This window comes from Corynebacterium sp. LK31 (genome assembly GCF_014335015.1).
Taxonomy (GTDB): domain Bacteria; phylum Actinomycetota; class Actinomycetes; order Mycobacteriales; family Mycobacteriaceae; genus Corynebacterium; species Corynebacterium jeikeium_D.
The window spans coordinates 190,085-215,343 of record NZ_PDGW01000006.1 but is presented as its reverse complement, the minus strand read 5'-3'; the positions used below and the strand labels follow the sequence as shown (position 1 = coordinate 215,343).

Genomic DNA, 25,259 nt, shown 5'->3' with positions numbered 1-25,259 from the left:
GAAACTTTTTACACTCACAACTTTCCACACTGCCACAAAGTGGAACTCGGAGTGGTGAATCCTTCCTGGGCGACAGTGTTATATACGGTTCGGTCTGTCTAGTGGGGGGGTGCGGTTATCCTGCAAAAACGCAATAAACTTGGACTTTTCTCTGCGTATAAAGTAGTTTCCTAAACACCAGATAGACAGGTCTGTCCACAAAACTTAGGAGAACTACTTTCATGCTCATCTCAGGACTAGCGCTGGGCGCCGTGCTCGGCTTTGTTATGCAGCGAGGACGTTTCTGCGTCACCGGTTTCCTGCGCGATATCTTCACTCAGCGCAGCTGGCGCGGCTTCGTCGCCTTGCTGATTGTTATTTCCGTCCACGCCATCGGCCTGGCCGCACTGACCAGCGCCGGCGTGATTACTCCCGAATACAACGAACTGGCACCGGTGGCCGTTATCGTCGGTGGCGTTATCTTCGGGCTGGGTATCGTCCTGGCCGGTGGCTGTGCCTCGGGTACCTGGTACCGCTCCGGTGAGGGCCTGATCGGCTCTTGGATCGCACTGGTCTTTTACGCCCTATCCGCTGCTGCTATGAAGACTGGCTTCCTGGGTGGCCTGCAGAATTCCCTGAAGGACCGCACCGTCGGCCTGACCAGCATTCATGCCTCTCTCGGCATTAGCATTTGGCCACTGGTCATCGCGCTGAGCGCCGTCACGGCATACTTCGCCGTCCGCTTCCTGCGCGAAGAATTCTCCGGCCCGCGCCCGGTAACTCTGGCGCCACGCAAGACCGGTCTCGCGCATATCCTGGCTGAGAAGCCCTGGCACGTGTACGCCACCGCCGCTATCGTCGGCGCGCTCGGCGTTCTGGCTTGGCCACTGTCCGCCGCCACCGGCCGCAACGATGGCCTCGGCATCACGACTCCGTCCTCCAACCTTGCCAACTACGTTGTCACTGGTGACACCGAGCGTTTCGACTGGGGCGTCCTCCTCGTCCTCGGCATCCTCGTTGGCTCCTTCATCGCAGCCAAGGCCTCTGGCGAATTCCGCCTCCGCGTCCCGGACGCCACCCAGGGCGCTCGCTCGGTCGTCGGCGGCATCTTCATGGGTGTCGGCGCTGCGTGGGCCGGCGGCTGCACCGTCGGCAACGGCATGGTCCAGACTTCGCTGTTCAGCTACCAGGGTTGGCTCGCACTGGCGTCCATCGCCGCAGGTGTCGCTATCGCCGCCAAGCTTTGGCTGAAGCCGTCCGCGCCTTCGCTTAACGACGTCCCGAGCGCCCCTTCCACCACCAACGACACGGCGGTATCGGCAACTGCTCCGGTCGCTTCGGCTGGTACTTCTCCTGTGTCCCTGCCGGGTAGCGACAGTGCCGGTGCCGCTGGTACCGAGGCCTCTCCGCTGGCCGGTTCCTTTGCTGTCGCTCCGGTGGCGTTGCTCGACCGGAGCGTCGTCAAGCAGGAAGACGGCAAGCTCAAGCCACTGGGCGATGGGCGATACGAGCTGGACACCGTCGGCGCGGTGTGCCCATTCCCGCTGATCGAGGCCAAGGATGCAATCAACAAGATTGAGGTCGGCGAGGAGCTGGTGATTCCATTCGACTGCACCCAGGCCACGGATGCGATTCCGCGCTGGGCTGCGAAGGATGGACACGAGGTCACCAACTTCGAGCAGACCGGTGAGGCCGGCTGGACGATTTCCGTCCGCCGAGGGCGATAAGTCCTGGTGGCGCTAGGGGAGCGTCGGTAGGGTGAGGGCATAGATTGATTGACATCAACAACAAAGGAGCTTGACCATGGCAAAGAATATCCGACCACTTAATGCGCTTGTAGCCGCAGGTGCCGCCAGCGTGCTTGCGCTGGCCGGTTGCTCCTCCGATGATTCGACTAATACCGAAGCAAGCAGCACTGTTAGCGAGACCAGCTCGTCGGCAACGGCAACCAGCTCTGAGGACACGGACGACATGGATGACATGGACGATGCCGATGACCACGGTGAGCACGGCGACCATGATGACGATGCAATGGCTGGCCATGATCACCCGGCCGATGGCGGTCCGGCTCCCGAGGGAATGGCTCCGGCTGACAACGCGAAGTTCCCGGTCGGCAGTGAAGTGAAGGTTCTGGCTGATCACATGCCGGGCATGAAGGGTGCAGAAGGCAAGGTTGTTGGTGTTTTCAACACCACCACGTACTCCGTGTCCTACACTCCGACCGATGGCAGTGAACCGGTGAAGGATCACCGTTGGGTTGTTCATGAGGAGCTGGAGAACCCAGTCGAGGCTCCGCTTGCCGACGGCTCCGAGATCACCATCAATGCCGAGCACATGGCGGGCATGAAGGGTGCCAAGGGCACTGTTGATTACTCCACGCAGGAGCCGGTCTACATGGTTGATATCGACGAAGATGGCATGACCATGAAGAACCACAAGTGGGTTACCGAAAGCGAGCTCGCACCGGAGGACTAACTAGTAGGCGGTTTGATCAGTCGGCTACTTCGAAGCTGGTCACTGCGATTTCTCTCCATCAGTCAAAACCGGGTGTCGCGCGCATACCGGCGCGCTGCCCGTTTTTCGTATTCCCAAACGACTTGCTGAGCCCGGGCGGTACCGTCCGGGCGCTTTCCTCTTCCCGCCTTCCCGCTCTCCTGCCTGCCTCTCCCGCGACTTCACGACACAGGTGTCACCTCATGCCACCTCCACAGCTGGCACGAGGTGACATAGGTGTCGTGAAGTGCGATTTGCCCCAGCCCAGAGGGTGGAGTGAAGTGCTGTGTGGGGGGGGAGTGGGGCGCGGCACCGCCCAGCTACAGATCCAAATCCAGCGAAGCGCCCGGGATAGCGTCCAGCAGCCGCTGGGTGTACTCCTTCTCCGGGTGGTCGAAGAGCTCGTCGGTAGGGCGGTGCTCAACCATCTTGCCGTGCTCCATCACGATGACCTCATCAGCCACCTGCCGCACCACAGCGAGGTCGTGCGTAATAAAGAGGTAGGCCAAATCCATCTCTTCCTGCAGCTCGGCGAGTAGTTCGAGCACCTGAGCCTGCACCACCACGTCGAGTGCTGACACCGCCTCGTCACAGACCACAACCTCAGGGTTCAGGGCCAGTGCACGCGCAATCGCCACACGCTGACGCTGACCACCCGACAGCTCACCGGGGAAGCGGCGCCCCATTTCCGCGGGAAGAGCGACGCGGTCGAGAAGCTCGAATACGCGCTGCTCACGCTCCTTCTTGGTGCCAATCTTGTGAATCCGCAGCGGCTCCTCGATGGAGGAATGCACCGTGCGCATCGGGTCCAGCGTCGCATACGGGTTCTGGAAAATCGGCTGAATGCGACGCCGCAGCTCCAGCTCCTCTTTACGATTCCGGCCCTGGACGCGTTTGCCGTCGAAAAGCACTTCGCCTTCGGTCGGATCGAGCAGCCCCAGCGCCATGTTGGCGACAGTGGACTTGCCCGAACCGGATTCGCCCACGATTCCGATGGTGCGACCGCGACGCAGCGTAAAGCTGATGTCATCGACGGCGCGGAAGGAATCCTTGCGCCACGGACGGTCGCCGCGGATGGCGAAGTCGCGCACCAAGTTCTTCGCGACCAGAATCTCCTTCTGGTCCGCATCCGATGTCGTCGGCGCCGCCACCACGCGATCACCGCGCCGGGCAGCCAGCGATGGAGCCGCCGCGATTAGCTGCTTGGTGTATGGATGCTGCGGGCGGGTGAGAACTTGCAGGGCAGGGCCGGTCTCCACGACACGTCCTGCTTGCATAACGACGAGTCGGTCAGCGCGCTCGGCAGCCAAACCGAGGTCATGGGTAATAAGCACCACGGACGTGCCGAGTTCGCTAGTGAGCTTGTCGAGGTGGTCGAGGATCTTCTTCGCCACGGTCACGTCGAGAGCGGAAGTGGGCTCATCGGCAATCAGCAGCTTTGGGTGCGCGGCCAAGCCCATCGCGATAAGCGCGCGCTGGCGCATACCACCGGAGAACTCGTGCGGGTACTGGTCGATACGCTTTTTAGCGTTCGGCAGGCCAGCCTGTTCCAGCAGCTCAATCGCCTTTTTGTGGGCCTCGGAGCCAGTGGCGATGTTGTTGGCGCGCAGCGCCTCCTTAATCTGGGAACCGACGGTCCACACTGGATTGAGATTGGTCATCGGATCCTGGGGGACCAGGCCGATGCCGTTGCCGCGGATGCTAACAAACTCGCGGTCGGTCAGGTGTGTGATGTCACGGCCATCGAAGGTGATGGTGCCACCGGTGACTTCACCATCACCGGGCAGCAGCCCCAGCGCGGCGTGGACAGTGGTGGACTTACCCGAGCCGGACTCGCCGACAATGGCGACCGTCTCACCGGGGAAAACCTCAAGGTCGACGTCATGCACGACATCGGTCAACGATTTACTGCGGCGGCCGGACGCTGTGGTCGTCGGAAAGCCAATGCAGACATCCTTCAAGGTGAGAATGGGCGCTGCGGAAGTATTGGTGTCGGTGCTCATCGACGACGCTCCTTCGGGTCGAGAGAATCCTTCAAAGCGTCACCCATGAGGATGAAGCCGAGAACGGTAATCGCCAGGGCGAGTGCTGGCCAGAACAGGTTGGACGGGGCCTGGCGGAGCACCTGCTGTGCGACAGAGATGTCGTTGCCCCAGGAAACGGTGGTCGTCGGCAGGCCAATGCCCAGGTAGGACAGCGTGGCCTCGGCGACGATGTAAATACCCAGCGAGGTCGTGGCCATGACGATGACAGGGGCGAGGCAGTTCGGCAGCACATGGCGGAAGAGAATGCCAGTGCTGGACAGACCGAGCGCCTTGGAGGCGGTGACGTATTCCTCGTTCTTCACCGAGATCACCGAGGAACGCACCACGCGCGCCATCTGCGGCCAGCCGAAAGCAGCGAGCACGAAGACCACGGACCAGATGGTGCGTTCGGTAAACAGCTGCATCAGCACGATGCCGGCGAGAATCAGGGGGATGGCAAAGAACATGTCCGTGATGCGGGAGAGCACCGCGTCGACCCAACCGCCGAGATAGCCAGCGATGGCACCGAGGATGATGCCCACCACGGTCACGGCCAGGGTGACGCCGATGCCGACGATGACCGAGGCGCGGGCACCGTAGATGACACGGGCGTAGACGTCGTAGCCCTGCTGAGTGAAGCCCATCGGGTGGCCGTCGCGGGCCGGGGCCAGCGAGTCACGCAGGTTTGCCGCCGTCGGATCCACAGAGGTGAACAGTGACGGGAACGCGGCCACTGCGATGGAGAGCAAAATAATGAATGCGGAAACCCAGAACAGTGGGCGGTAACGCAGGTTCTGCCAGGCCGAACCCCAGAGCCCCAGTGGTGGGGTATCCGGCAACTGCTTGTGGTCGGGGTTCGTCGCCTGTGCGGCGGGGGCCTGCGCGGTGTTGGCCTGCGCGGTGCCGGTATGCACGGCGTTGGCCTGCTTTTCTGGCTGAGTCGAATCTAACTGCGTCGAATCTGGCTTAGGCATAACGAATCCTCGGATCCAGGACTGCGTAGAGCAAGTCGATGAGCAAGTTGGCGAACATGTAAATAACCACCAGGATGGTCACGATGCTGACCACGGTGGGAGCTTCACCAATCTGGACGGCGTGGAAGATCAGGCCACCGATACCTGGCACGTTGAAGATGCCCTCGGTGACAATTGCGCCGCCCATCAGAGCCGCGAGATCAGCGCCGATGAAGGTCACAACGGGAATTAGCGAGTTGCGCAAGATGTGGCGACGGGTGACTTCAGAGGTTGGCAAGCCCTTGGCGCGGGCAGTGCGTACGAAGTCAGCATGGCGTGCCGACGAGACCTCGGAGCGCGTCAGTCGCAGAACATAAGCAACCGAGACGAGACCCAGCACGAATGCCGGAAGTAGTAGGGAGGTAAAGGAGGCATCGCTACCAACGGTGGGGGAGACGATCTCCCAGCGCACACCGAAGAGGTAGCGGGCCACGAAGCCGAGCACGAAGGTCGGAGTTGCGATAACCAGCAGGGACATCACCAGAACGGTGGAGTCGAAGAAGCCGCCCTTGCGCATACCGGCAATAACGCCGAGGCCAATACCGAAAATGGCCTCAATGGCAACGGCCATCAGCGCCAGGCGAATCGTAATAGGGAAAGCCAGCGCGATTTCCTCGCCGACCGAGCGGCCGGAGAAGGTCTCGCCCATATCCAGGGTGAACAGGCCCTTGAGGTACTCCCAGTACTGGACGAGGAAAGGCTCATCCAGGTGGTAGTGGGCGCGTAGCGCTGCAACCTGCTCCGGTGGCAGCTGCTTATCGCCAGCCAGTGCGGCAATGGGGTCGCCTGGCATGGCGAAGACCATTGCATAAATCAGCAGTGTGGCACCGAAGAATACCGGCACCATCTGCAGGAGTCTCTTTCCGATATACCAACCCATGGTGCTAGTCCTTCTCAATCATTGGGTAGTCCAAGATGCCGTCCCACATCACTACGGCATTGCGCAGCTTCGGGTTCCACGCCACCGAAGCATTGGGGTACCACAGCGGAATCGCTGGCAGGTCCTCCATCAGCACAGACTGAGCCTTGACATAAATCGGCTTGGCATCTTCTGCGCTCTTTGCCGAGGCAGCCTCCTGAATCAGCTTGTCGAACTCCGGATTGGAGTAGTGGTAGTCATTCGAGGAGCCACCAGTGACGAACTGCGGAAGCATGTAGTTGGCCACAGATGGGTAGTCAGCTGCCCAACCAGTGCGGTAGCCGCTGGTGATGGTCTCGTTGGAGATTTCATCGCGCAGCTGCTTGAACGTCGGGTAGGCCTTGCCGTGGGAATCGATGCCGAGGGTCTCGCCAATCATGTTGGTCACCGCTTCGACCCACTGCTGGTGTCCGCCGTCGGCGTTGTAGGCAATGTCGAACGAGCCGGTAAACGGCGCAATTTTGTTGGCTTCGGCCCACAGTTGACGGGCCTTCTTCGGGTTGTATTCCAGGACCTCTTGGCCAGGTACGTTCGGATCAAGGTCGCCGAGCGTCAACGAGCTGAACTCGCGCGCCGGGGTGCGGGTGTCGAAGAAAATCTTCTCAGTGATTAGTTTCCGGTCAATCGCCATAGAAATCGCTTGACGACGAAGCTTGCCCTCTTCACCCGAAAAACCTGGCAGATTTCGCGGAATTGCGAAGTACTGCGAAGACGAGGTCGGGACATTTGCGCTGGAGTCGGGGAAGTCGGTTTGGAAGCTGGCGAGAGCCGTTGGTGGAATTGTGCGTGGCAGCGTGTCCAGGCGGCCGGCCTGGAGGTCTGCATATGCGGTGTCCACGTCCGAGTAGAAGCGGTATACCAGGCCGTTGTTACGGGCCTTGTGCTCACCGGCGAAGTCATCATTGCGAACCACAGTTAGCTGGTTGTTGTGCAGCCAAGCGCGGCCTTCGGCCATCTTGTACGGTCCATTGCCGATTGGGTGTTCACCGAAAGCCTTCTTGTCTTCGAACGCGGCCTTCGGCAGCGGCATAAACGCGACATAGCCGAGGCTGAGCGGGAAGGAAGAATCTGGGTTGGTCAGATCCACGGTGAACCTCAGGTCATCGACCTTTTTCAGGCCGGAGAGTGTTTTCTCCGTGGCCTTTTCTCCCGAAACAGCATCAAAACCCTGCACGTTGGCGAAGAAGGACTGCTGCTTCTGCAGGTTCGGGCCGTAGGCAGCGTAATTCCAGGCATCGATGTAGCTCTGCGCGGTGACTGGTTCGCCGTTGTGGAAGGTCCAGCCCGGTTTTAGCGTGATGTCGAAATGGGTCGAGTCCTCGTTGGGCTTAATTTCTGCCGCATGGTCCAGAATCATGGAGCCGTCGGTGTCGTAGCGCACCAGACCTGAGTAGAGCATGCGGAGGATATCGCCACCACCGGTTTCATTGGTGTCAGTGGTGTACAGCGGCGACTGCGGTTCGGAGTTCTGAACCACAATGAACCCGGCGCCGACCTGTTGCTGGTCAGTGCTGCAGGCAGCAAGTGCAGCGCCCGGTAGGACAATTGCCAGCAAAGCCACCAGGATTTGGCGGACATGCAGCGTGAACTGCCCTTTTCTGCGGGGCGTTGTTTCGTGCAGTTTTATGGCACGGAACTTCTCTCGCTGTCGGAGCTTCCGCCGGAGTTTCTGCCGGGTGTGGAAGGGGCCGGAGGCAACGGGTCTATGCATCGCGAGCCTTTCTAGATTCTGCCAGATAGGCGATATGAATTTGGTGATCGGCTCACTCCAAACGACTTAGATACCCACCTCCCAGCTGCTTAGCAATGGCGGTGGTGAAACCTTTGGTTGTGACGGACTCTAAGGTTTGGATACGACCGTTCAATACAGTGTCTAACCTTACAAGTCCAAAAAACACATGAGTATTGATCAGGCGAACCATCCCCTATTTGACGGCGTCTTTTACCCTCGATTGGGGAGTTAATCCTGTGCAGCGGTGAAACGTTGTAACATCCTGGCACCCCCGCAGGGGTTGCCCTCTGGCTCTCCGCGACGCTGGCGCTCAGCCAGGCTTCGTCCGCGTTTTGGCCGTCCGCGGGCCCCGTCCGCGGGCCCCATCCGCGACTTCACGACAGCTATGTCACCTCATGCCACCTCCACAGTTGGCACGAGGTGACACCCGTGTCGTGAAGTGGGCTTTGGGGCTTGGTAGAGGGGCGCCGGAGCGCCGCCAAGCCAGCGCATTAAGTCCCGCAGTACGAGTGGAAAGCCCCCAACTCCCGCGGTGCCGGCTCAGTGAACCCCGCTGGGACGTCTTGCAACTCAAAGGGGTTGGTTACCGCCTCCAGCAGGTGCCGGTAGGAGGCCAAATCCCCCGCCCCTGCTTCTCCTGTCGCCCCTGCCTTCGCTAACGCTTCCGTGACCAGGTAGTTTCGCGGAATATACAGTGGGTTTGTTTCCTCCATAAGTGCCAGGGCCGTCGTCTGGTCGATTCCCAGCTCCTCCCGCGTCCGCTGCCACAACTGCCCCCACTCAGTCGCAGCAGCGGGGAACGCAGGATCATCAGACAGCCTGGTCAGCGCGGTCAGCGCAGTGAAATCCTGCCCATCACCATCGGCCAGAGCCTCAATCAGCGCCCGATGAGCATTCGCGTGGTCGAGCCCAAACTTCGCCAGCAACGCCTGCCACTGCTGTACCAAGGGGATGGCCAGCGGGTCGTCGTAAAGCGAGGGGAGAATCCCCAACTTGGGCAGCCACCTGCGGCTGAGCGCATCGGTGAACTCGTCGGCGAATTCTCCCAGGATGTCGCGGGCGCGTGCGAGGGCATCCTCCGGGGTGCCTGCGAAATGCGGTAGCAAAGTCTCCGCGAGCTTCGACATGTTCCACCCCGCGATTGTTGGCTGCGCGCCGAACGCGTATCGACCGCCGCGATCAATGCTGCTAAACACCGCCCGCGGATCGTGCGCATCCAGAAACGCACACGGCCCAAAGTCGATGGTCTCGCCCGCGATGCTGGCATTGTCGGTGTTCATCACGCCGTGGACAAAACCGCAGGCCAGCCACGCCGCAACGAGATTGGCTTGCCGCTTGACGACGTCCCGGAGAACCGATTCCGCCGAACCCTCGTAGCCATGCCGCTGCGCGGCGAAGTCGATGAGCCGGTCCATGATTCCGGTGTCCGCTCCGGAGCGTGCGACCAGCTCGAACGTGCCGACTCGCAGGTGGCTGGATGCTACGCGCACGACAATGCCGCCCGGTTGAAGTTCGGTGGTGGGGTCGGTGTTGTCGAATGGGGTTTGCGAGCCGCGGTAAATCTCTTCGCCGGTTTTGATGACCGCCAGCGCGCGGGTGGTGGGGATGCCGAGCGCATACATGGCTTCGCTGATGAGGTACTCCCGCAGGGCGGAGGTCAGCGTGGCTTTGCCGTCACCGCCACGGGAAAAGGGCGTGGGGCCGGTGCCTTTCGCCTGAATCTCGTAGGCCTGGGTGTTGTCGCTGTGGGTTGTCTCTTTGGGGCAGTCGGGCTGGTTAGGCGGACAGTGCAGCCCAGTCAGCCCCGGTTCAACCTCAACTGTGGCAAGCAAGAGCGCGCGACCATCACCGAGTAGGCCTGCGAAGTTGCCGAACTGGTGGCCGGCATAGGCCGTGGCCATCGGGGTTGTGTATGCGCCGAGTGGGGTATCGGTTTCCTGGCCGACTCCGTGATCGGCGCCGTGGCCAGTGAGGAACTTCAGGCCAGCCTCCGAGCGAAGCCACTGCGGGGAGAGGCCGAGTTGGGTCGCGAGCTCGTCGTTAAGCATGACCAGCTGCGGCGATGGGGCATCAAACCCCTGCTGGTCGATAGCGAGTTCAGGCAGTGCGGTGGGCAGATCAGCGACGTTTCTAGCCATGTGCGCAGTTTAACGGGTAGGCCGAATTGGGGTTGGCGCGCTGGTGCGTTCAGCGGTGCTACGCCGTTGACGTGGCCTCGAAGGCGAAAAACCCCGGTTACTGGAACAATTCCAGCAACCGGGGTGCGCTCGGGGTAGTCCTACTTCTTCAGGGACTCCGGAGCGTTGAAGCGCTCGCCGTGCTTAGCGGCCAGCTCTTCGGCGCGCTCGACGAAGCCTGCGACACCGCGGCGCTCTGGGTGAGCTGCAGCCGGGTCGACGACAGTGGCGCCGTCGTAGTTCTTGATGAACTGGCGAGTACCACCGGTCCAGGCCGGGTAGCCGATACCGAAGATGGAGCCGATGTTGCCGTCGGCGTCGTGAAGCAGAACGCCCTCGTCGACGCACTTCTGAGTCTCGATGGCCTCGATGAAGAGCATGCGGTCGACCAGCTCCTGCAGGTCGGTGTCTTCCGGAGCGATCGGGGTGATGTTCAGCTCCTCGCGCAGCTCGTTGAACAGGCCCGGCCAGAGACCGGAGCGCTTGCCGTCGACGTACTCGTAGAAGCCCTTGCCCTCGAGCTTGCCCGGGCGTTCGAACTTGTGCAGCATGGCCTCGACCAGAGCCGGCACGCCGCCCTCGTCCAAGGTCTGACCTGCGGCCTCGGCGGCAGCGCGGGTCTCGCCAGCGATCTTCTCCATGAGCTTGAGGTTCAGCTCGTCGGCAAGCTGGAGCTGCGGTGCCGGGTAACCAGCCTGGCGACCAGCGGCCTCGATGATGGCCGGGTCGTAGCCCTCGGCAACCATGCGCAGAGCCTCGTTGATAACGGTGCCGATGACGCGGGAGGTATAGAAACCGCGGGAGTCGGTGACGACGATCGGAATCTTGCGGATCGCAACAGCGAAGTCCAGCGAAGCAGCCAGGATTGCCGGGTCGGTGTTATCGCCGGAGATAATTTCGATCAGCTGCATCTTGTCCACCGGGGAGAAGAAGTGCAGGCCGATGAAGTCCTTCTCACGCTTGACGTGGGAAGCCAGCTCGGTGATCGGAAGGGTGGAGGTGTTGGAGCCCAGGATGCAGGTCTCCGGAACTGCGGCCTCGATCTCGGCGTGAACCTTGTGCTTGAGGTCGGTGTTCTCGAAGACGGCCTCGATGACCAGGTCGACATCGGACAGGTCGTCGTAGGACTCAGTCGGCTTGATGCGGTTCAGCAGCGCTGCGGACTTCTCCTCAGTGGTGCGACCGCGCTTGAGAGCCTTGGCCTCCAGACCTTCAGAGTAGGACTTACCGCGCTCGGCGTTCTCCAGGGAAATGTCCTTCAGGACAACTTCCATGCCAGCCTTTGCACACACGTAGGCGATACCTGCGCCCATCATGCCGGCGCCGACAACGGCAACCTTCTTGAACTCGCGCTTCGGGTACGGGGTGCCGTCAGCCTGCAGCGGGCGGGAGCCGCCGCCCTGAGCATGATTGAGGTCGAAGAAGAACGCCTGCATCATGTTCTTCGACTGAGTGCCGGTGACCAGCTCGGTGAAGTAGCGGGACTCGATACGCAGTGCAGTGTCGATGTCGACCTGAGAGCCCTCGATGGCAGCCTGCATCGCAAGGCGCGGAGCCTTCATCGGGGAGCCCTTGAGCTGCTTGGTCAGGTTTGCCGGGAAGGACGGCAGGTTCATTGCGAACTTAGGAGTCTTCGGGTCACCGCCCGGGATCTTGAAGCCCTTCTCATCCCACGGCTGTGCGGCCTTGGCGTCTTCGCTGGTCAGCCATGCACGAGCGGTTTCGATGAGCTGCTCCGGAGCAACAACCTCGTCAACGAGGCCAGCTGCGAGAGCCTTGCCCGGGTTCATCTGAGCGCCGGTCAGAATGACCTTCATCAGCGCGTCCTGAATGCCCAGCATGCGTACGACGCGGGAAACGCCGCCGCCACCCGGCAGCAGGCCGAGGGTGACCTCTGGCAGGCCAATCTTGGAACCGCGGACATCGGCAGCAACGCGGTGGTTAGCAGCCAGCGCGACCTCGAGGCCGCCGCCCAGTGCTGCGCCATTGATGGCAGCAACAATCGGCACCGGGAGCTTCTCCAAGCGACGCAGGGAGGCCTTCATGTCCTCGACCATGCCGAACATGTCAGCTGCATCGTCTTCAGTGGCCTTGGACATCTGCTTGATGTCGCCGCCTGCGAAGAAGGTCTTCTTCGCAGAGGTGATGATGATGCCCTTGATGGAGGTCCCAGAGCCGTCGCCAATTTCGTTTTCCAGGCGCTCCACGGTGGCGCGGATGTCGTCCTGGAAAGTCTTGTTCATGGTGTTGACCGGTGCATTCGGGTCATCCATGGTGAGGGTGACGATTCCGGCGTCGTCCTGATCCCACCGGAACATGTTATCTGTGCTCATAAATCAGTCAGTCCTTTGTGGTTATCGCGGTGTGGCCGCGGTAATTGTCGCTGTGAGTTTCGTTCCGGTTTGCTTTAGACGCGCTCGATGATGGTTGCAACACCCATGCCGCCAGCCACGCAGAGCGAAATGAGGGCGTAGCGGCCACCGGTGCGGTGCAGCTCATCGATTGCGGCGCCGGTGATCATGGCACCGGTTGCCCCCAGCGGGTGACCCATGGCCATCGCGCCGCCGTTGATGTTGAGCTTCTCGTAGTCGATGCCCAGGTTCTGCTGAGCATGCTTGACGACGGCGGCAAACGCCTCGTTGATTTCCCACACGTCGATATCGTCGACCGTCAGGTTGGCCTTGGCCAGAGCCTCGCGGACGGCTGGCTCGATACCGGTGAGCATGATGGTCGGTTCGACACCATTGACGGCGGTGGCGACAACGCGTGCGCGCGGGGTCAGCCCCATGTCTGCGCCAGCCTTCTCAGAACCAACCAGGGTCAGTGCAGCGCCATCGACGATGCCGGAGGAGTTACCTGCGTGGTGGACGTGGTTGATGCGCTCGAGCTGCGGGTACTTCTTCAGTGCAACTGCGTCGAAGCCACCCTGCTCACCCATCATGGTGAAGGCTGCGCGCAGGCCGGCCAGGGACTCTGCGGAGACGCCCTCGCGGATGGTCTCATCGCGGTCGAGGATGGTCAGGCCGTTAGCGTCCTTGACCGGGACGACGGAGCGGTCGAAGCGACCCTCAGACCAAGCCGTTGCGGCACGGGCGTGGGAGAGTGCTGCCATTTCGTCGAGGGACTCGCGGTCAAAGCCGTCAAGCGATGCAATTAGGTCAGCGGAGATACCCTGCGGGACGAAGTCAGTTGCGAACGAGACCTGTGCATCCATTGCCATTGCGCCGCCGTCGGACATCATTGGCACGCGGGACATGGATTCGACGCCACCGGCGAGGACGAGCTCGTCCATGCCGGAGCGGACCTTCTGAGCAGCCAAGTTGATGGCGGAGAGGCCTGAAGCGCAGAAGCGGTTGATCTGGACACCGCCGGTGCGGTACGGCAGACCTGCGGTGAGTGCTGCGGTGCGGGCAATGTCCGCACCCTGGTCGCCGACCGGGCTGACGCAGCCAACGATGAGGTCGCTGATGCGTTCTTCATCCAGCTCCGGGAAGCGGTTGCGAATTTCGTCGATGAGGCCGACGAGAAGTGATACCGGGCGTACCTCGTGGAGGGAGCCGTCCTTCTTGCCCTTGCCGCGCGGGGTGCGAATTGCCTCGTAGATGAAGGCTTCGCCGCCCGGCTGAATGGTGGCGGAAGTCATGTGTTTTTACCTCACAGATTCGTCGTAAAGTGTCGTGCGTCACTCTATAACGAATGCCGGATTGCCGGGGGTGATTTGAGGGGTACTGGGGAGAAAGTTAACTTGCCGTAGTCTCTCACCTGGGGTTATGGGAGAAACCGGGGGTAATTACATAAGTAGTTTGGGGCGTGGAGTCGCGGAAGTGAGGCGGTAACGGTCTGCTATGTGAAGGCCTAACCGTTACGCCCGCCCAGCTGCCACTCCGTCAGCCCCTCCAGCCCCCGCAAACGTCCGCCCGCAACCATCATGCCGCCTCTCCATCATCCTCGGCGAACCCCAAGTTCTGATAGCGTTCGACAAAGGCCTGGATGCGCTGCAGCACCCGCGTCTTGACCTTTTCACGCTCATTACCTGGGGTAAACCGCGACATTGGTGGAAGAACTCGAACAATTCCGGTGCCAAGCGTGCTGACAATGCCGGTGGTCAGCGCCTCTTCAATGAAAGATTGCGCAGTGGGCATCCGCAGTCTTTCTTCCGTGATGATCGCATTGAGTTCTTCCGTGCGTTTGGTCCTGATGAACTCCTCCCACTGCTCATCAACGGGCTGTGTCAGGCTCACGGTGCTGACGAACTCTTCAATCAGGTCGCGCTTGTTCCGCAGCGATGGGCTGGAGTTTGCAGCACGAGAAATCTGGGCACGAATTTCTTCTCTCTCGTCGCTGCCGTGGGTTTCACGGTATTGCTCGACGAGCATGAGAATGTAGTCGACATTGATCTCGACCTGCTTGATTAGCTCCATCTCGAAGACGACATCGTCATTGATGGACTCCCGGTCCCCGTCGCTTTCAGTACGGAATTCCGCAAAAAGGTCGAGGTAGATACTGCGGTAATCCTGCTCCTGGCGCGGCGTCAACAGCGCGTCATCAGCGAATTGGTCGAAGGAAGTCAGGATGTTTTGGACACGCAGAATCGCGCCGAAGAGCTTGATGAACTCCTTCTTCGCCTTCTCGCCAACAATGACCTTATCCAGCGGGTATTCCTGGAGCAGTCGCTTCACTAGCTTGGCATATTCGGCAAAGTACTCAGCGTAGGGCTTAAGCAGTACCACGCTTTGCGCCTTGGTATCGCCGAAGAGCCGCAGCGCCTGATTTGTGGCGTCTTCGAGGTCTCGGAAGCAGACAATGTTGCCGTACGTCTTGACGGAATTGAGGATTCGGTTGGTACGCGAGAATGCCTGAATCAACCCGTGGTATTTCAGGTTCTTGTCCACGAACAGCGTGTTCAAGGTAGTGGCGTCGAATCCGGTGAGGAACATGTTGACCACGATGGTCATATCGACTTCCCTGTTCTTCATTCGCAGGGAGAGGTCTTTGTAGTAGTTCTGGAATTTCTCGGCGGAGGTGTCGTAGTTGGTCTTGAAATACCCGTTGTAGTCGGCAATCGCCGCTTCCAGGTAATCGCGCGCAACCTTGGGTAGCTGCTCGGGCTCCATGCCTTCTTCACGGAGCAGGCCTGCCTCGTCGGCCACGGCAGTAGCTGCCGCATCGCTTTTCTTTTCGCTTGACGACGGAATCGTCGGTGACTCATCCTTTTCGGCCTCATTTGGTGCGAATGAGTAAATCATGGCAATCTTCAGGCGCTCTGCTTCTGGCAGTGATACTTGCGCTTTTTTGAAGAGGTTGTAGTAAGTGTAGGCAGCCTCAACAGAAGCGGTGGCGAAGATAGCGTTGAAGCCACGAACTCGTTGTTCTTTCTTTATTTCCTTAATCCGACCGCGGTGCCGGGCCTTTGCTGAGGCGGATACGTTCTCGACAACGCGGTGTTCGTAGAAGGTTTCCCGCTTTGTTTTCTGAGCGAAGTGTTCGAGCGTGTAGTCGACGACGTTTTTCAGGCGTGGCTCCGCCAGGAGTGCGCCTTCGGTGTCGATGCCTGCGACTTCCTTGTCCTTAACGCTTCCAACCGAGATGGTGTTGACGTAGTCAATCCGGAAGGGCAGGACATTCTTATCGTTGATGGCGTCAACGATGGTGTAGGAGTGGAGTCGTTTGCCGAAAGCCTGCTCGGTGGTTTTGAGGTTGGCTTTGGTTCCGCTGGTGGAGTTGTCGGCGAAGATGGGCGTTCCGGTGAAACCGAAGAGGTTGTATTTCTTGAACGCCTTCGTGATGGCAGTGTGCATGTCACCGAATTGGGAGCGGTGGCATTCGTCGAAGATGATGACCACGTGCTTGCCGTAGACATCGTGGTGTTTGTTGCCTGCGATGAAGTTCGACAGCTTCTGAATTGTGGTGATGATGATGGATGCGTCGTCGTCTTCCAGCTGCTTCTTCAGCACGGCGGTCGAGGTGTTGGAGTTCGCAGCGCCCTTTTGGAAGCGGTCGTACTCACGCATGGTTTGGTAGTCGAGGTCTTTACGGTCGACGACGAAGAGAACCTTATCTACATGCGAAAGTTTGCTAGCCAGCTGTGCGGCTTTGAATGAGGTGAGGGTTTTCCCCGAACCGGTTGTGTGCCAGATGTAGCCGCCAGCCTCCGTGGTGCCAAGGCGTTCACGATAGTTATTGGAAATCTCAACTCGTTGCAGAATCTTCTCAGCGGCGACGATCTGGTATGGGCGCATCACCAGTAGTTCTTCCGCAGCAGTGAAGACGCAGAACTTAGTCAGAATATTGAGAAGCGAGTGCTTGGACAGAAATGTCTTAGTGAAGCCAACAAGATCCCGGATGGGTTTGTTGTTTGCGTCAGCCCACCACGATGTGAATTCAAAGCTCTTAGCACCGCGCGCCGGGCGGCCTTTTCCTCCCGTTTCTTTGATGTGTAGTTCACGGGTGGTGTTGGAGTAGTACTTGGTCAGCGTGCCGTTACTGATGACAAACAGCTGCACATAATCGAACAAACCGTCACCGGACCAGAAAGAGTCGCGCTGGTAGCGCCTAATCTGGTTAAAGGCTTCACGCAAATCTACGCCACGGCGCTTGAGTTCGATGTGCACCATGGGAAGGCCATTGACCAGGATGGTGACGTCGTAACGATTGGAGTGTTTCGCACCGCCTTCGCCCTTTCCAACCTCGTACTGGTTAATGACCTGCAGCCGGTTGTTATGGACATTTGCTTTATCCAGCAGTCGGATGTTTTTGCTCGTGCCGTCGTCACGCGTAAGAACCTGAATGTGGTCTTCGTGGATGCGACGGGTCTTCTCTTTGATTCCGTCGTTGGCGCTGGTGACGCAGGTGCGATAGAACCGTTCCCATTCCGCGTCGCTAAATGTGACGTGGTTGAGAGTTTCGAGTTGACGGCGCAGGTTGGCAACGAGGTCTGCTTCGCTGTGGATGGGCAGGTAGTCGTAGGCCTGCGACTGGAGGATGTCGATGAGTTCCTGCTCCAGTTGCGCCTCGGTTTGGTAGTCCTCCGAGATGCGCTCCTCGGCCTTGTACTCCGCTACGACGGTGCTTTGCTCACCGACAGCAATCGGGTCGTACTTGGTTACTCGTCGCTTGCCGACGCCGTCCTGGTTCATGCTGCCAATTCCTTAAAAGTCAGTAGTTGATTCCGGTAGTACTCGTACTGCTGCCGGCGAGCTTCAATCTCGGCTGGCAGGCCGGAGGTGAGGTTGTTCACGAGTGCATCGAACTTGTCGAGAATATTCACGATGCGCTCCTGCTCTTCGAGAGGAGGGATGGGGATTGGAACTGATTTCAGCCGCTGCACAGATAAACCTGGCTGGGCGGATTTTGTTGCGTATTGGTTTAAGTCAAGAAATTTGAGCATGTGGTAGGCCCAGCGAATGTTGACTGAATCATGGGCGTTCATAACAATCGCATGTTCTGTTGCGTAGAAATCTTCAGGAGCCCAATTTACATTTCCGCAAAGAGCCCCTTGTCTGCCTATCAGCACAGCCCTTTCTGGATGCGATGCCTCCCGAACATAGCCGCGAACTCCATTTCCGCCAAAGGCGGGAAATGGGTGAGAAGCAGTACGCACTGGACTGATTTCGTCTCGTCGTATCGCTTTGCCGGCCTTCATTCCGAATATGTCCCCTAGCGTTGTCCGCTGGACTCTCTCTCTCTCTCGGTAAACGTCAGCAGTTGATTACGATAAAACTCATACTGCTTTTTCCTCGCTTCCAGCTCCGCTTCCAGCTCCGCTTCCAGCGATTGGAAGGTATCGAGAATTTTTACGATTTCTTGTTGTATAGGTAGAGGTGGAATAGGAATCCTAAGTTTTTTTAGCTTGCTTTGAGTTTGACTTGGCACTCCACCAGCTTGATTCATTTCGCCCAGGCCGAGAGTTTGAAGTTCGTAAAACACAAATTTAGGCAACGCTATATCTTCATTAATCTCTGTTCTGAAAATAGTGTCTACTACCCAAAAAGGTCCCTCAACGTAGAAAAGATTGCCCAGGGAACCCTTTCGCGGAATGAGAACTGAAGGGCCCGAAGCAGCTGCCTGATTTACATGGCGCATGATTCCTCCGCTGCCGTAGACAGGAATCTCCCCATCCTCCAGGTGCTTATGGTCTTTACCATTTCTAATTGTCAGAAAGTCTTCGAGCGGCAGATGCGTTACACCATCCGGGCAGAGTTCCTCGATGAGTTTTTCGATCTGGTTCACTTCTGCTCCTTCGGTGGTTGCTGGATCTGCTTCTGAACTGCAGTGATTTCCTTGAGATAGTCCCGTTCCACACCACTCGGTTGGGCATCCATCACAGTTTTGTACTTCTCGTATTCCTCATGGGCCTTCTGTACCGCTTGGCGGTGGGAAACCGTTCCTGCTCCCTCCAAGGACTTGCCTCCCATGGCCGCAATCATTGTGGTGAGATGATCCATCCAGTCCGCCATGTACGTCGGCTGGTGCATCTGCGCACGGAATTCTGCCGCATCGAAGTAGGCAGAAACCAAGGTATTTAGGCGTTTTAGCTCGTCCTCGGCAAGGAAATTCTTGGCAATCTCCACCTCGGCCTTGGTGATGCGTTCGCCCTTCCAATTGGTCAACCCCATGTTTGGCTTTGTGGCATCCGAACGCTCGAAAACCACCTCGGCTGCCGTGTGGCCGTGAGCACCAAAATGAAGCTTATTTTGGACCGTGGCAAAGAACTGCTTACTCACAGCGGCCCGTGGATCGTAATCCACGCTGGTGGCGTACAAATCTAGAACCTGGCGATGAATGACCTTCTCACTAGAGCGAATATCGCGGATACGCTCCAGCAATTCACGCCAATACGTTCCGCCGCCGCCTTCTTTCAGCCGCTCATCATCCATGGCGAAGCCCTTAATCAGGTATTCGCGCAAGACACCTAGCGCCCACTGTCGGAACTGAGTACCGCGCAGGGACCTCACTCGGTATCCCACGGAGATAATCACGTCGAGGTTGTAGTGCTCCCGCTCGCGCGAAACTTCCCTTGAGCCTTCGAGTCGAACTGTTCGGAATTTCCGAACAGTTGCCTCTGACCTGGGCAGCTCGCCTTCCGCAAACACATTCCTAATATGTTCGGAGACATTCGCCTTCGACGACTGAAACAGCTCCACCATTTGGGCCTGGGTGAGCCAGACGGTTTCGTCGACAAGCCGTACCTCAATGCGAGTAGCACCGTCGTCCGTGCGGAACATCACCAGCTCGCCCGCAGACGCCATGCTCATGTCACCGTTCATGTCAGACATCGGTGCGGGTTCCCTCAAGATCTGCCACAATCTCATCGATGGCCTCGCGCAGTTGGCGCTGGCGCTCCACAATGCCAACGATCTGCTTATTCAGCTCCACGATGTCAATGACCTCGCGGGTGTCTTCGGGTTCGACGTAGGAGGAAACTGCGATGTTGTAGTCGTTATCCGCAATCTCCTCAGCGGGCACCAGCTTGGTGAAATACTCCACATCCTCTCGGGCAGTGAAGGCATCCAGAATCTTCTTCTGGTTCTTGTCATTCAGTCGGTTCTTGTTGCCACTGCGCTCGAACTCTGCGGAGGCGTCAATGAAGAGGACCGAATTGTCCTTCTTCGACTTCTTCAACACGATGATGCAGGTTGCGATGGTGGTGCCGAAGAAAAGATCCGGCGGCAACTGAATAACCGTATCGACATAGTTGTTATCCACCAGGTACTTGCGAATCTTCTTCTCCGCGCCGCCGCGGTAAAGCACACCGGGGAACTCAACAATTGCGGCTGTGCCATTCGTCGCAAGCCACGAGAGAATATGCATCGTGAAAGCCAAGTCAGCCTTTGACTTCGGCGCAAGGACGCCTGCCGGTGCGTAGCGCGGATCGTTAATCAGCAGAGGATTGTTATCGCCCTCCCACTTGATGGAGTAGGGCGGGTTGGACACGATTGCCTCAAACGGCTGGTTATCCCAGTGCGCAGGTTCAGTGAGTGTATTGCCCAGCGCAATGTCGAAATTGTCGAAGTTCACATCGTGCAAAAACATGTTGATGCGCGCAAGGTTATACGTGGTCAGGTTGATTTCCTGGCCGTAGTAGCCCTCGCGGACACCGCCCACGCCCAGCACCTTCTTGAACTTCAACAGCAGTGAACCGGAGCCAACAGCCGGGTCATACACCCTGTTCACACTCTTCTTGCCCACCACAGTGATTCGAGTCAGCAGCTCAGAGACTTCCTGCGGCGTGTAGTACTCGCCACCGGACTTGCCTGCCTGAGAGGCGTACATGCCCATCAAGTATTCGTAGGCATCACCGAATAGGTCGATGGAGTTGTCATCGGCTTTAACCGTGAGAGGCATATTGCCGATATGCTTCATCAGATCGTAGATCTTGTTATTGCGTTCGATGACCGAGTTGCCGAGCTTGTTGCTGTCCAGGTTGATGTCGTCGAAAAGCCCTTGAAGATCGCTTTCGCTAGCGGTGCCTTTTGCAGATGCCTCGATATTTTTGAACACCTGCTGCAGTCGCTCATTGAGATTCTCGCGGTAATGTTCGTCAGCCGCCTGCTTGCAGACATTGGTAAATAACTCAGAGGGCAAAATGAAGTAGCCCTTTTCCTCGACGATACTGGTGCGTCCCCACTCAGCATCCTTGTCAGAAAGGGAAGCGTAATCCGCGTCCTTATTTCCAGCGGCGCGTTCGCCGTCATCGATGTACTCGGAGAGCTTCTCCGAGATAAAGCGGTAGAACATCATGCCGAGCACATAAGACTTAAAATCCCAACCATCCACGCTGCCACGCAAGTCGTTGGCGATGTTCCAAATAGTCCTGTGCAGCTGTGCCCGGTCTGCGTCACTCATAGTGAAAATCCCCGCTCAATCAGTAAAAATGCTTGAGCTCCCAGTCTAGTGGCAGACGATACGAAGTCAGGGGAGCACGCTCCGAGAGAAACTGGCCCCTACCGCTTCCGCAGCACCAGCACCAGGTTCGACACCGCGAACTCGCGCAGCACCGGCACGTGCACCATCCACCAGGCCCACCACGGGTGGTAGCGAGGGAAAGCGGCCAGCAGCTCGCAGTCGCCGGCCTCCGCGGCAGCGCGCGCCCACTTCAATCCTTCACCGCAACCGACCTTGAACAGGGACTCGCCAAAATAGTTCTTCGGTCGCTTGCCGTGCTTCTTCTCATACATGCGCCGCGCGCGGTCGCCACCCAGGTAATGCGTCATCCCCATCTCGTGGCCGCCGAACGGGCCGTACCAAATGGTGTACGAGTACACGACCAGCCCGCCCGGCTTGGTCACGCGCAGCATTTCCTCGCCCATCGTCCACGGCTCGGGCACGTGCTCGGCGACATTCGACGAGTAGGTGAGGTCAAAGGCGTCATCGCGAAATGGCAGCTCCAGCCCCGATCCGCGTACGGACGACTCCAGCTTGATCCCCGCCGCCGCCATCTCACCCACGTCTGGCTCGCAGGTGTAATACTCCACGCCACGCTGGGCAAATGCGCGGCCAAAGTACCCAGGGCCGCCGCCGACATCAAGAATGCGCTTGCCGCGCAGTGCGGTATTCGTCGTAACGCTTGACGACGCGCCCGTTGTCTCCCCGGCGTCCGCCGACCCCGCCGCACCATCCGCCCCAGCTGCGATGCCTTCTAGGAGACCGATGGTGTCCTCGGCCAGGTGCCCGTAGAAGATATCGGGATCGGTTTGCTCGTATTTGAAGTCGTTGAGCAGCCCGAATGAGCGCGACAGCGTAGCAAAGCTGCGTAGCTCTTTCAGAGCGGGCGGGACGATAAAAGCGGGAAAGCGAAAGCTGGTCACGTCAAACAATCTAATGGACTGGTTGGGTTTGGGAGTATGGATTTGAGCTAAAGCGGCAACGAAAGCCGCGCCGAGCGTTAGGCTCATATTGTTATGAAAATCTTACTGTTGTGTTGGCGCGACACTGGTCACCCCGAAGGTGGAGGTAGTGAGCGCTATTTGGAGCGCGTCGCAGGTTACCTTGCCGACCAAGGTCACACCGTGGTGTTCCGCACGGCCAGTTACCCAGACGCACCAGCCCTTTCGCGTCGTGATGGCGTGACGTTCTCCCGCGCTGGTGGAAACTTCTCCGTCTATGTGCGCTCCTGGACCGCGATGCTGGGTGCGCGATTTGGCGTGGGCCCAATTGCCAAGGTGCTCGGCGGCAAGCCGGATGTCGTGGTCGACACCCAAAACGGTGTCCCCTTTTTCGCGCGGATTTTCTCCGGCGCACCGACGGTGCTGCTAACACATCACTGCCACCGCGAACAGTGGCCAGTGGCAGGGCCGATTATTAGCAAGCTTGGGTGGTTCATCGAGTCGCGTCTGTCGCCGATGATTCACCGCCGCTGCCGCTACATCACAGTTTCCGAGCCAAGTGCCGCTGAACTGGTAGAACTTGGAGTGTCGCCGGGGCGCATCGCGGTAATCCGCAATGGTGTGGACCCGATTCCGGAGGAGTTGCAGTCGACCGAAATCATGGCGGACCTATCCGAGTGCGACGGTCCAGCACCGCATTTGGTGACGCTGTCGCGATTGGTTCCGCATAAGCAGATTGAGCACGCCATCGATGTGCTTGCAGATCTTGTACAAGATCGTCCAGGTGCGATTCTCGATGTTATTGGCTCGGGGTGGTGGCACGACAACCTCGTGGAATATGCCCGTGACAAGGGCGTTTCGGACCACGTCGTCTTCCACGGGCAGGTCACCGAGGCGGACAAACACCGCATCCTCTCCAAGGCGTGTCTGCACCTGATGCCTTCTCGCAAGGAGGGTTGGGGGCTCGCCGTCATCGAATCAGCGCAGCACGGCGTGCCGACGGTCGGTTATCGCTCCTCGGCGGGCTTGCGCGATTCGGTCAACGACGGCGAAACTGGCCTGCTGGCCAGCGATGAAGCTGACCTGATTGCCAAGACACGACAGATTCTCGATAACGGCGAACTGCATCGCGCAATGTCCAAGGCCTGCGTCGCCCGTGCCGCGGAATTTGGCTGGGACAAGACCGGTGAGGCAGTTCTGAATGTCTTGGAAAACCCAACACTGGATAAGTTGCTACCTGCGGCGGGGCAGTAGCGCTTCCATTACTCCAGTCAGTAGCCCCGCCAGCAGCCCAGCGAGTAGGCAAAGAGTCCAGATTCCAAAGGCTGTCCACGCAGCTGCATAGGCCCCCTGGCTTGGTTGTGTGGCCGGCTCGATAACGCCGGGGACATGGTATAGCTGCAGGTCAGGTGTTTCATAGACGGGGTCTAACGCTGCCACAATGTCAGCGGAGTCGCCGAAGTTGCCGGGCGAATTCTCCACTAGGACCCAGCCAACGCCTTGGTCTCGAAGACTCTGGAGCGCAGACTCAAGCTCCTCGTGTCTCTTCGCACCACCGAGCAGCGTGCGCTCAACGGTTGTGGCTCCCTCGCCAGACACCGACTGCCCAGAGACAATCAGTTCGCCAGAGCTCACCACCGGAGCGGGCAAAATCTTCGTAGCCGGGTCGAGGACAGGACGCCCATTAATAATGCGGTAAGAACCGGCAGGTAGAACCGCAACGCGATCGTCGTCAAGCGCGACCACACCGGAAACCGCCGACCAGCCTTCCCATGACGGAATGGGGCGGAGTGGAGCGACATCGGCGGGCAGCGTGGGGACAGCGGCGATGATGATGAGCGCGCTGACGCCAGTAGCCAACCACTGGCCGATGTTGGCGGTGGTCCCGCGAGCGCGGCGTGCCAGGTATTCCGCACCGCTTGCGGCGAGGATGACATAGGCGGGGACGGCGAGCGCGATCCACTTTTGCGTATCACGAAGCAGGCCCGCGCCCGGGATGTGCTCCAGCGCCCAACCCATCATCAAAATGCCCGGCGTTGTTGCGGCGAGAGCGACGAGCATGATGGCCGTGGCGCCAGTGATAATCAGCCCCCGCCAGCGCTCTTGCGAATGCCAGGCACGACGGAATCCCAGGCCCATAAGCACCAGGAGTGCCAGCACCATAATCGCCGAAAAACCAACCTCGCGCGTCAGTGGCACAGCCTGCTTATTCCAGATGCCACCCAATCCCAACAGGCTGCCGAGCGTGCCGACGTGTGCCTCTGCTCTGGCCGCAAATGCGGCAGCGCCAGCCGCATCGGAGGACCCAGCTGCACTCGGGTTCAGCAAAGATGCCACTAGCCACGGTGAACTGACCGCTACTGTTGTGGCCACAATCCAAGCGCGGTCGCGGTTATTGCGAGCGGTAACAATGCCGGTGATACCAGCCAAAAGGGCACCGGTCGGCGTGAGACCCGCAGCGGCAATTGCGCTGGTGCGCCACAAGGCACTACCCATCTGCGTTGCCAGAACAACTGCCGGAAGCAGCAATACGGCGATGACCAGTGACCACTGTCCCTGGAGCAAACGCTCGACCACAAACGGGTTCCAGAGCAGCATCGTCGGTGCAATCAGCTGGCTGGCCAAGCTCGGAGTCATGGGTACAAGGCCCGCACCGGATGCGCTACTGGTGCCCGAGCCGTGGCGAGTGAACCTGCGGGCGAGCTCAGCAGCTGCAAGACCACCAATCAAACAGGCGCCCACCATGCCGAAGCGCACCCAATGGCTGGCATCCACAAAGTAGCCCAGTGCCCACAGTGCGGTGTCCTGCGGAACAGCTCGTGCCGCAGCGGGGCCGAGTCCCAGGGCCGCGTCGGTAAGCGGTGGGTGATTGGGGATGACCATGTCGCGCAGCAGAAACATCGGTGCCCCAAAGCGACCATCGGCCGGGGCCTTGTGGGGCACAAAGAGCGGCCAGCACACGGCAGCGGTCAGCAGGAGAATCCACGACAACACAAAAACCCAGGCGACTCGCTCCGAATGAGAGCGAGCCGACTGGGTCAGAGTAGTGCGGAAACGTTGTGTCACGTGCCCTATATTAAATTATTTTTCGCTTTCC

Annotated in this window: 17 protein-coding genes; 3 read left to right on the top strand and 14 right to left on the bottom strand. The window is 59.1% G+C overall.

What is annotated here, in order from left to right; all coding sequences use genetic code 11:
• Positions 1-221 precede the first annotated feature (221 nt).
• Entirely contained in the window at positions 222-1,706 is a 1,485-nt protein-coding gene (locus CRD18_RS01325; RefSeq protein ID WP_187406451.1) for a YeeE/YedE thiosulfate transporter family protein, read from the top strand.
• A 76-nt stretch (positions 1,707-1,782) separates the two neighbouring features.
• The gene (locus tag CRD18_RS01320) at positions 1,783-2,454 is read left to right on the top strand and encodes a YdhK family protein (protein WP_187406450.1); all 672 of its coding nucleotides are present in this window, start codon (positions 1,783-1,785) and stop codon (positions 2,452-2,454) included.
• Positions 2,455-2,792: 338 nt separating this feature from the next.
• Here the strand turns inward: CRD18_RS01320 and CRD18_RS01315 are convergent, their stop codons facing one another.
• The 13 genes from CRD18_RS01315 to CRD18_RS01255 form a co-directional block, all read right to left on the bottom strand.
• Positions 2,793-4,475, bottom strand: coding sequence for an ABC transporter ATP-binding protein (locus CRD18_RS01315; protein WP_187406449.1), 1,683 nt, complete (start codon positions 4,473-4,475; stop codon positions 2,793-2,795).
• Complete coding sequence (locus CRD18_RS01310; protein ID WP_049171781.1) at positions 4,472-5,470, bottom strand: ABC transporter permease; 999 nt, start codon at positions 5,468-5,470, stop codon at positions 4,472-4,474. Before CRD18_RS01310 ends, CRD18_RS01315 begins: the two co-directional genes overlap by 4 nt.
• The gene (locus tag CRD18_RS01305) at positions 5,463-6,389 is read right to left on the bottom strand and encodes an ABC transporter permease (protein WP_016421610.1); all 927 of its coding nucleotides are present in this window, start codon (positions 6,387-6,389) and stop codon (positions 5,463-5,465) included. Before CRD18_RS01305 ends, CRD18_RS01310 begins: the two co-directional genes overlap by 8 nt.
• A 4-nt stretch (positions 6,390-6,393) precedes the next feature.
• Complete coding sequence (locus CRD18_RS01300; RefSeq protein WP_187406448.1) at positions 6,394-8,139, bottom strand: ABC transporter substrate-binding protein; 1,746 nt, start codon at positions 8,137-8,139, stop codon at positions 6,394-6,396.
• Between the two features lie 512 nt (positions 8,140-8,651).
• Positions 8,652-10,298, bottom strand: a complete 1,647-nt coding sequence (locus CRD18_RS01295; protein ID WP_187406447.1) for a protein adenylyltransferase SelO family protein — start codon at positions 10,296-10,298, stop codon at positions 8,652-8,654.
• Between the two features lie 140 nt (positions 10,299-10,438).
• Positions 10,439-12,670 (bottom strand): 3-hydroxyacyl-CoA dehydrogenase NAD-binding domain-containing protein, encoded by a 2,232-nt coding sequence (locus CRD18_RS01290; RefSeq protein WP_147766159.1) that lies wholly within the window; start codon positions 12,668-12,670, stop codon positions 10,439-10,441.
• A 74-nt stretch (positions 12,671-12,744) separates the two neighbouring features.
• On the bottom strand, positions 12,745-13,980 hold the full coding sequence (locus CRD18_RS01285) for an acetyl-CoA C-acetyltransferase (protein WP_070841187.1): 1,236 nt from the start codon (positions 13,978-13,980) through the stop codon (positions 12,745-12,747).
• 283 nt (positions 13,981-14,263) lie between these two features.
• Complete coding sequence (locus CRD18_RS01280; protein WP_049193179.1) at positions 14,264-17,473, bottom strand: type I restriction endonuclease subunit R; 3,210 nt, start codon at positions 17,471-17,473, stop codon at positions 14,264-14,266.
• Entirely contained in the window at positions 17,470-17,979 is a 510-nt protein-coding gene (locus tag CRD18_RS01275; protein ID WP_083301603.1) for a restriction endonuclease subunit S, read from the bottom strand. Before CRD18_RS01275 ends, CRD18_RS01280 begins: the two co-directional genes overlap by 4 nt.
• A gap of 14 nt (positions 17,980-17,993) precedes the next feature.
• Complete coding sequence (locus CRD18_RS01270; RefSeq protein WP_197977001.1) at positions 17,994-18,566, bottom strand: restriction endonuclease subunit S; 573 nt, start codon at positions 18,564-18,566, stop codon at positions 17,994-17,996.
• A complete protein-coding gene (locus CRD18_RS01265) occupies positions 18,563-19,612 on the bottom strand; it encodes a virulence RhuM family protein (RefSeq protein WP_187406446.1) in 1,050 nt (349 codons plus the stop codon). Before CRD18_RS01265 ends, CRD18_RS01270 begins: the two co-directional genes overlap by 4 nt.
• The gene (locus CRD18_RS01260) at positions 19,605-21,182 is read right to left on the bottom strand and encodes a type I restriction-modification system subunit M (RefSeq protein WP_187406445.1); all 1,578 of its coding nucleotides are present in this window, start codon (positions 21,180-21,182) and stop codon (positions 19,605-19,607) included. The genes CRD18_RS01265 and CRD18_RS01260 overlap by 8 nt, the downstream gene beginning before the upstream one ends.
• A gap of 98 nt (positions 21,183-21,280) precedes the next feature.
• On the bottom strand, positions 21,281-22,144 hold the full coding sequence (locus tag CRD18_RS01255; protein WP_242451349.1) for a bifunctional 2-polyprenyl-6-hydroxyphenol methylase/3-demethylubiquinol 3-O-methyltransferase UbiG: 864 nt from the start codon (positions 22,142-22,144) through the stop codon (positions 21,281-21,283).
• A 93-nt stretch (positions 22,145-22,237) separates the two neighbouring features.
• Here CRD18_RS01255 and CRD18_RS01250 point away from each other — a divergent pair, with 93 nt between their 5' ends.
• Complete coding sequence (locus tag CRD18_RS01250) at positions 22,238-23,416, top strand: glycosyltransferase family 4 protein (protein ID WP_069358925.1); 1,179 nt, start codon at positions 22,238-22,240, stop codon at positions 23,414-23,416.
• On the opposite strand, the gene CRD18_RS01245 is transcribed toward CRD18_RS01250, so the two are convergent.
• Positions 23,396-25,228, bottom strand: a complete 1,833-nt coding sequence (locus CRD18_RS01245) for a hypothetical protein (protein ID WP_070549972.1) — start codon at positions 25,226-25,228, stop codon at positions 23,396-23,398. The genes CRD18_RS01250 and CRD18_RS01245 overlap by 21 nt on opposite strands.
• Positions 25,229-25,259: the final 31 nt, after the last annotated feature.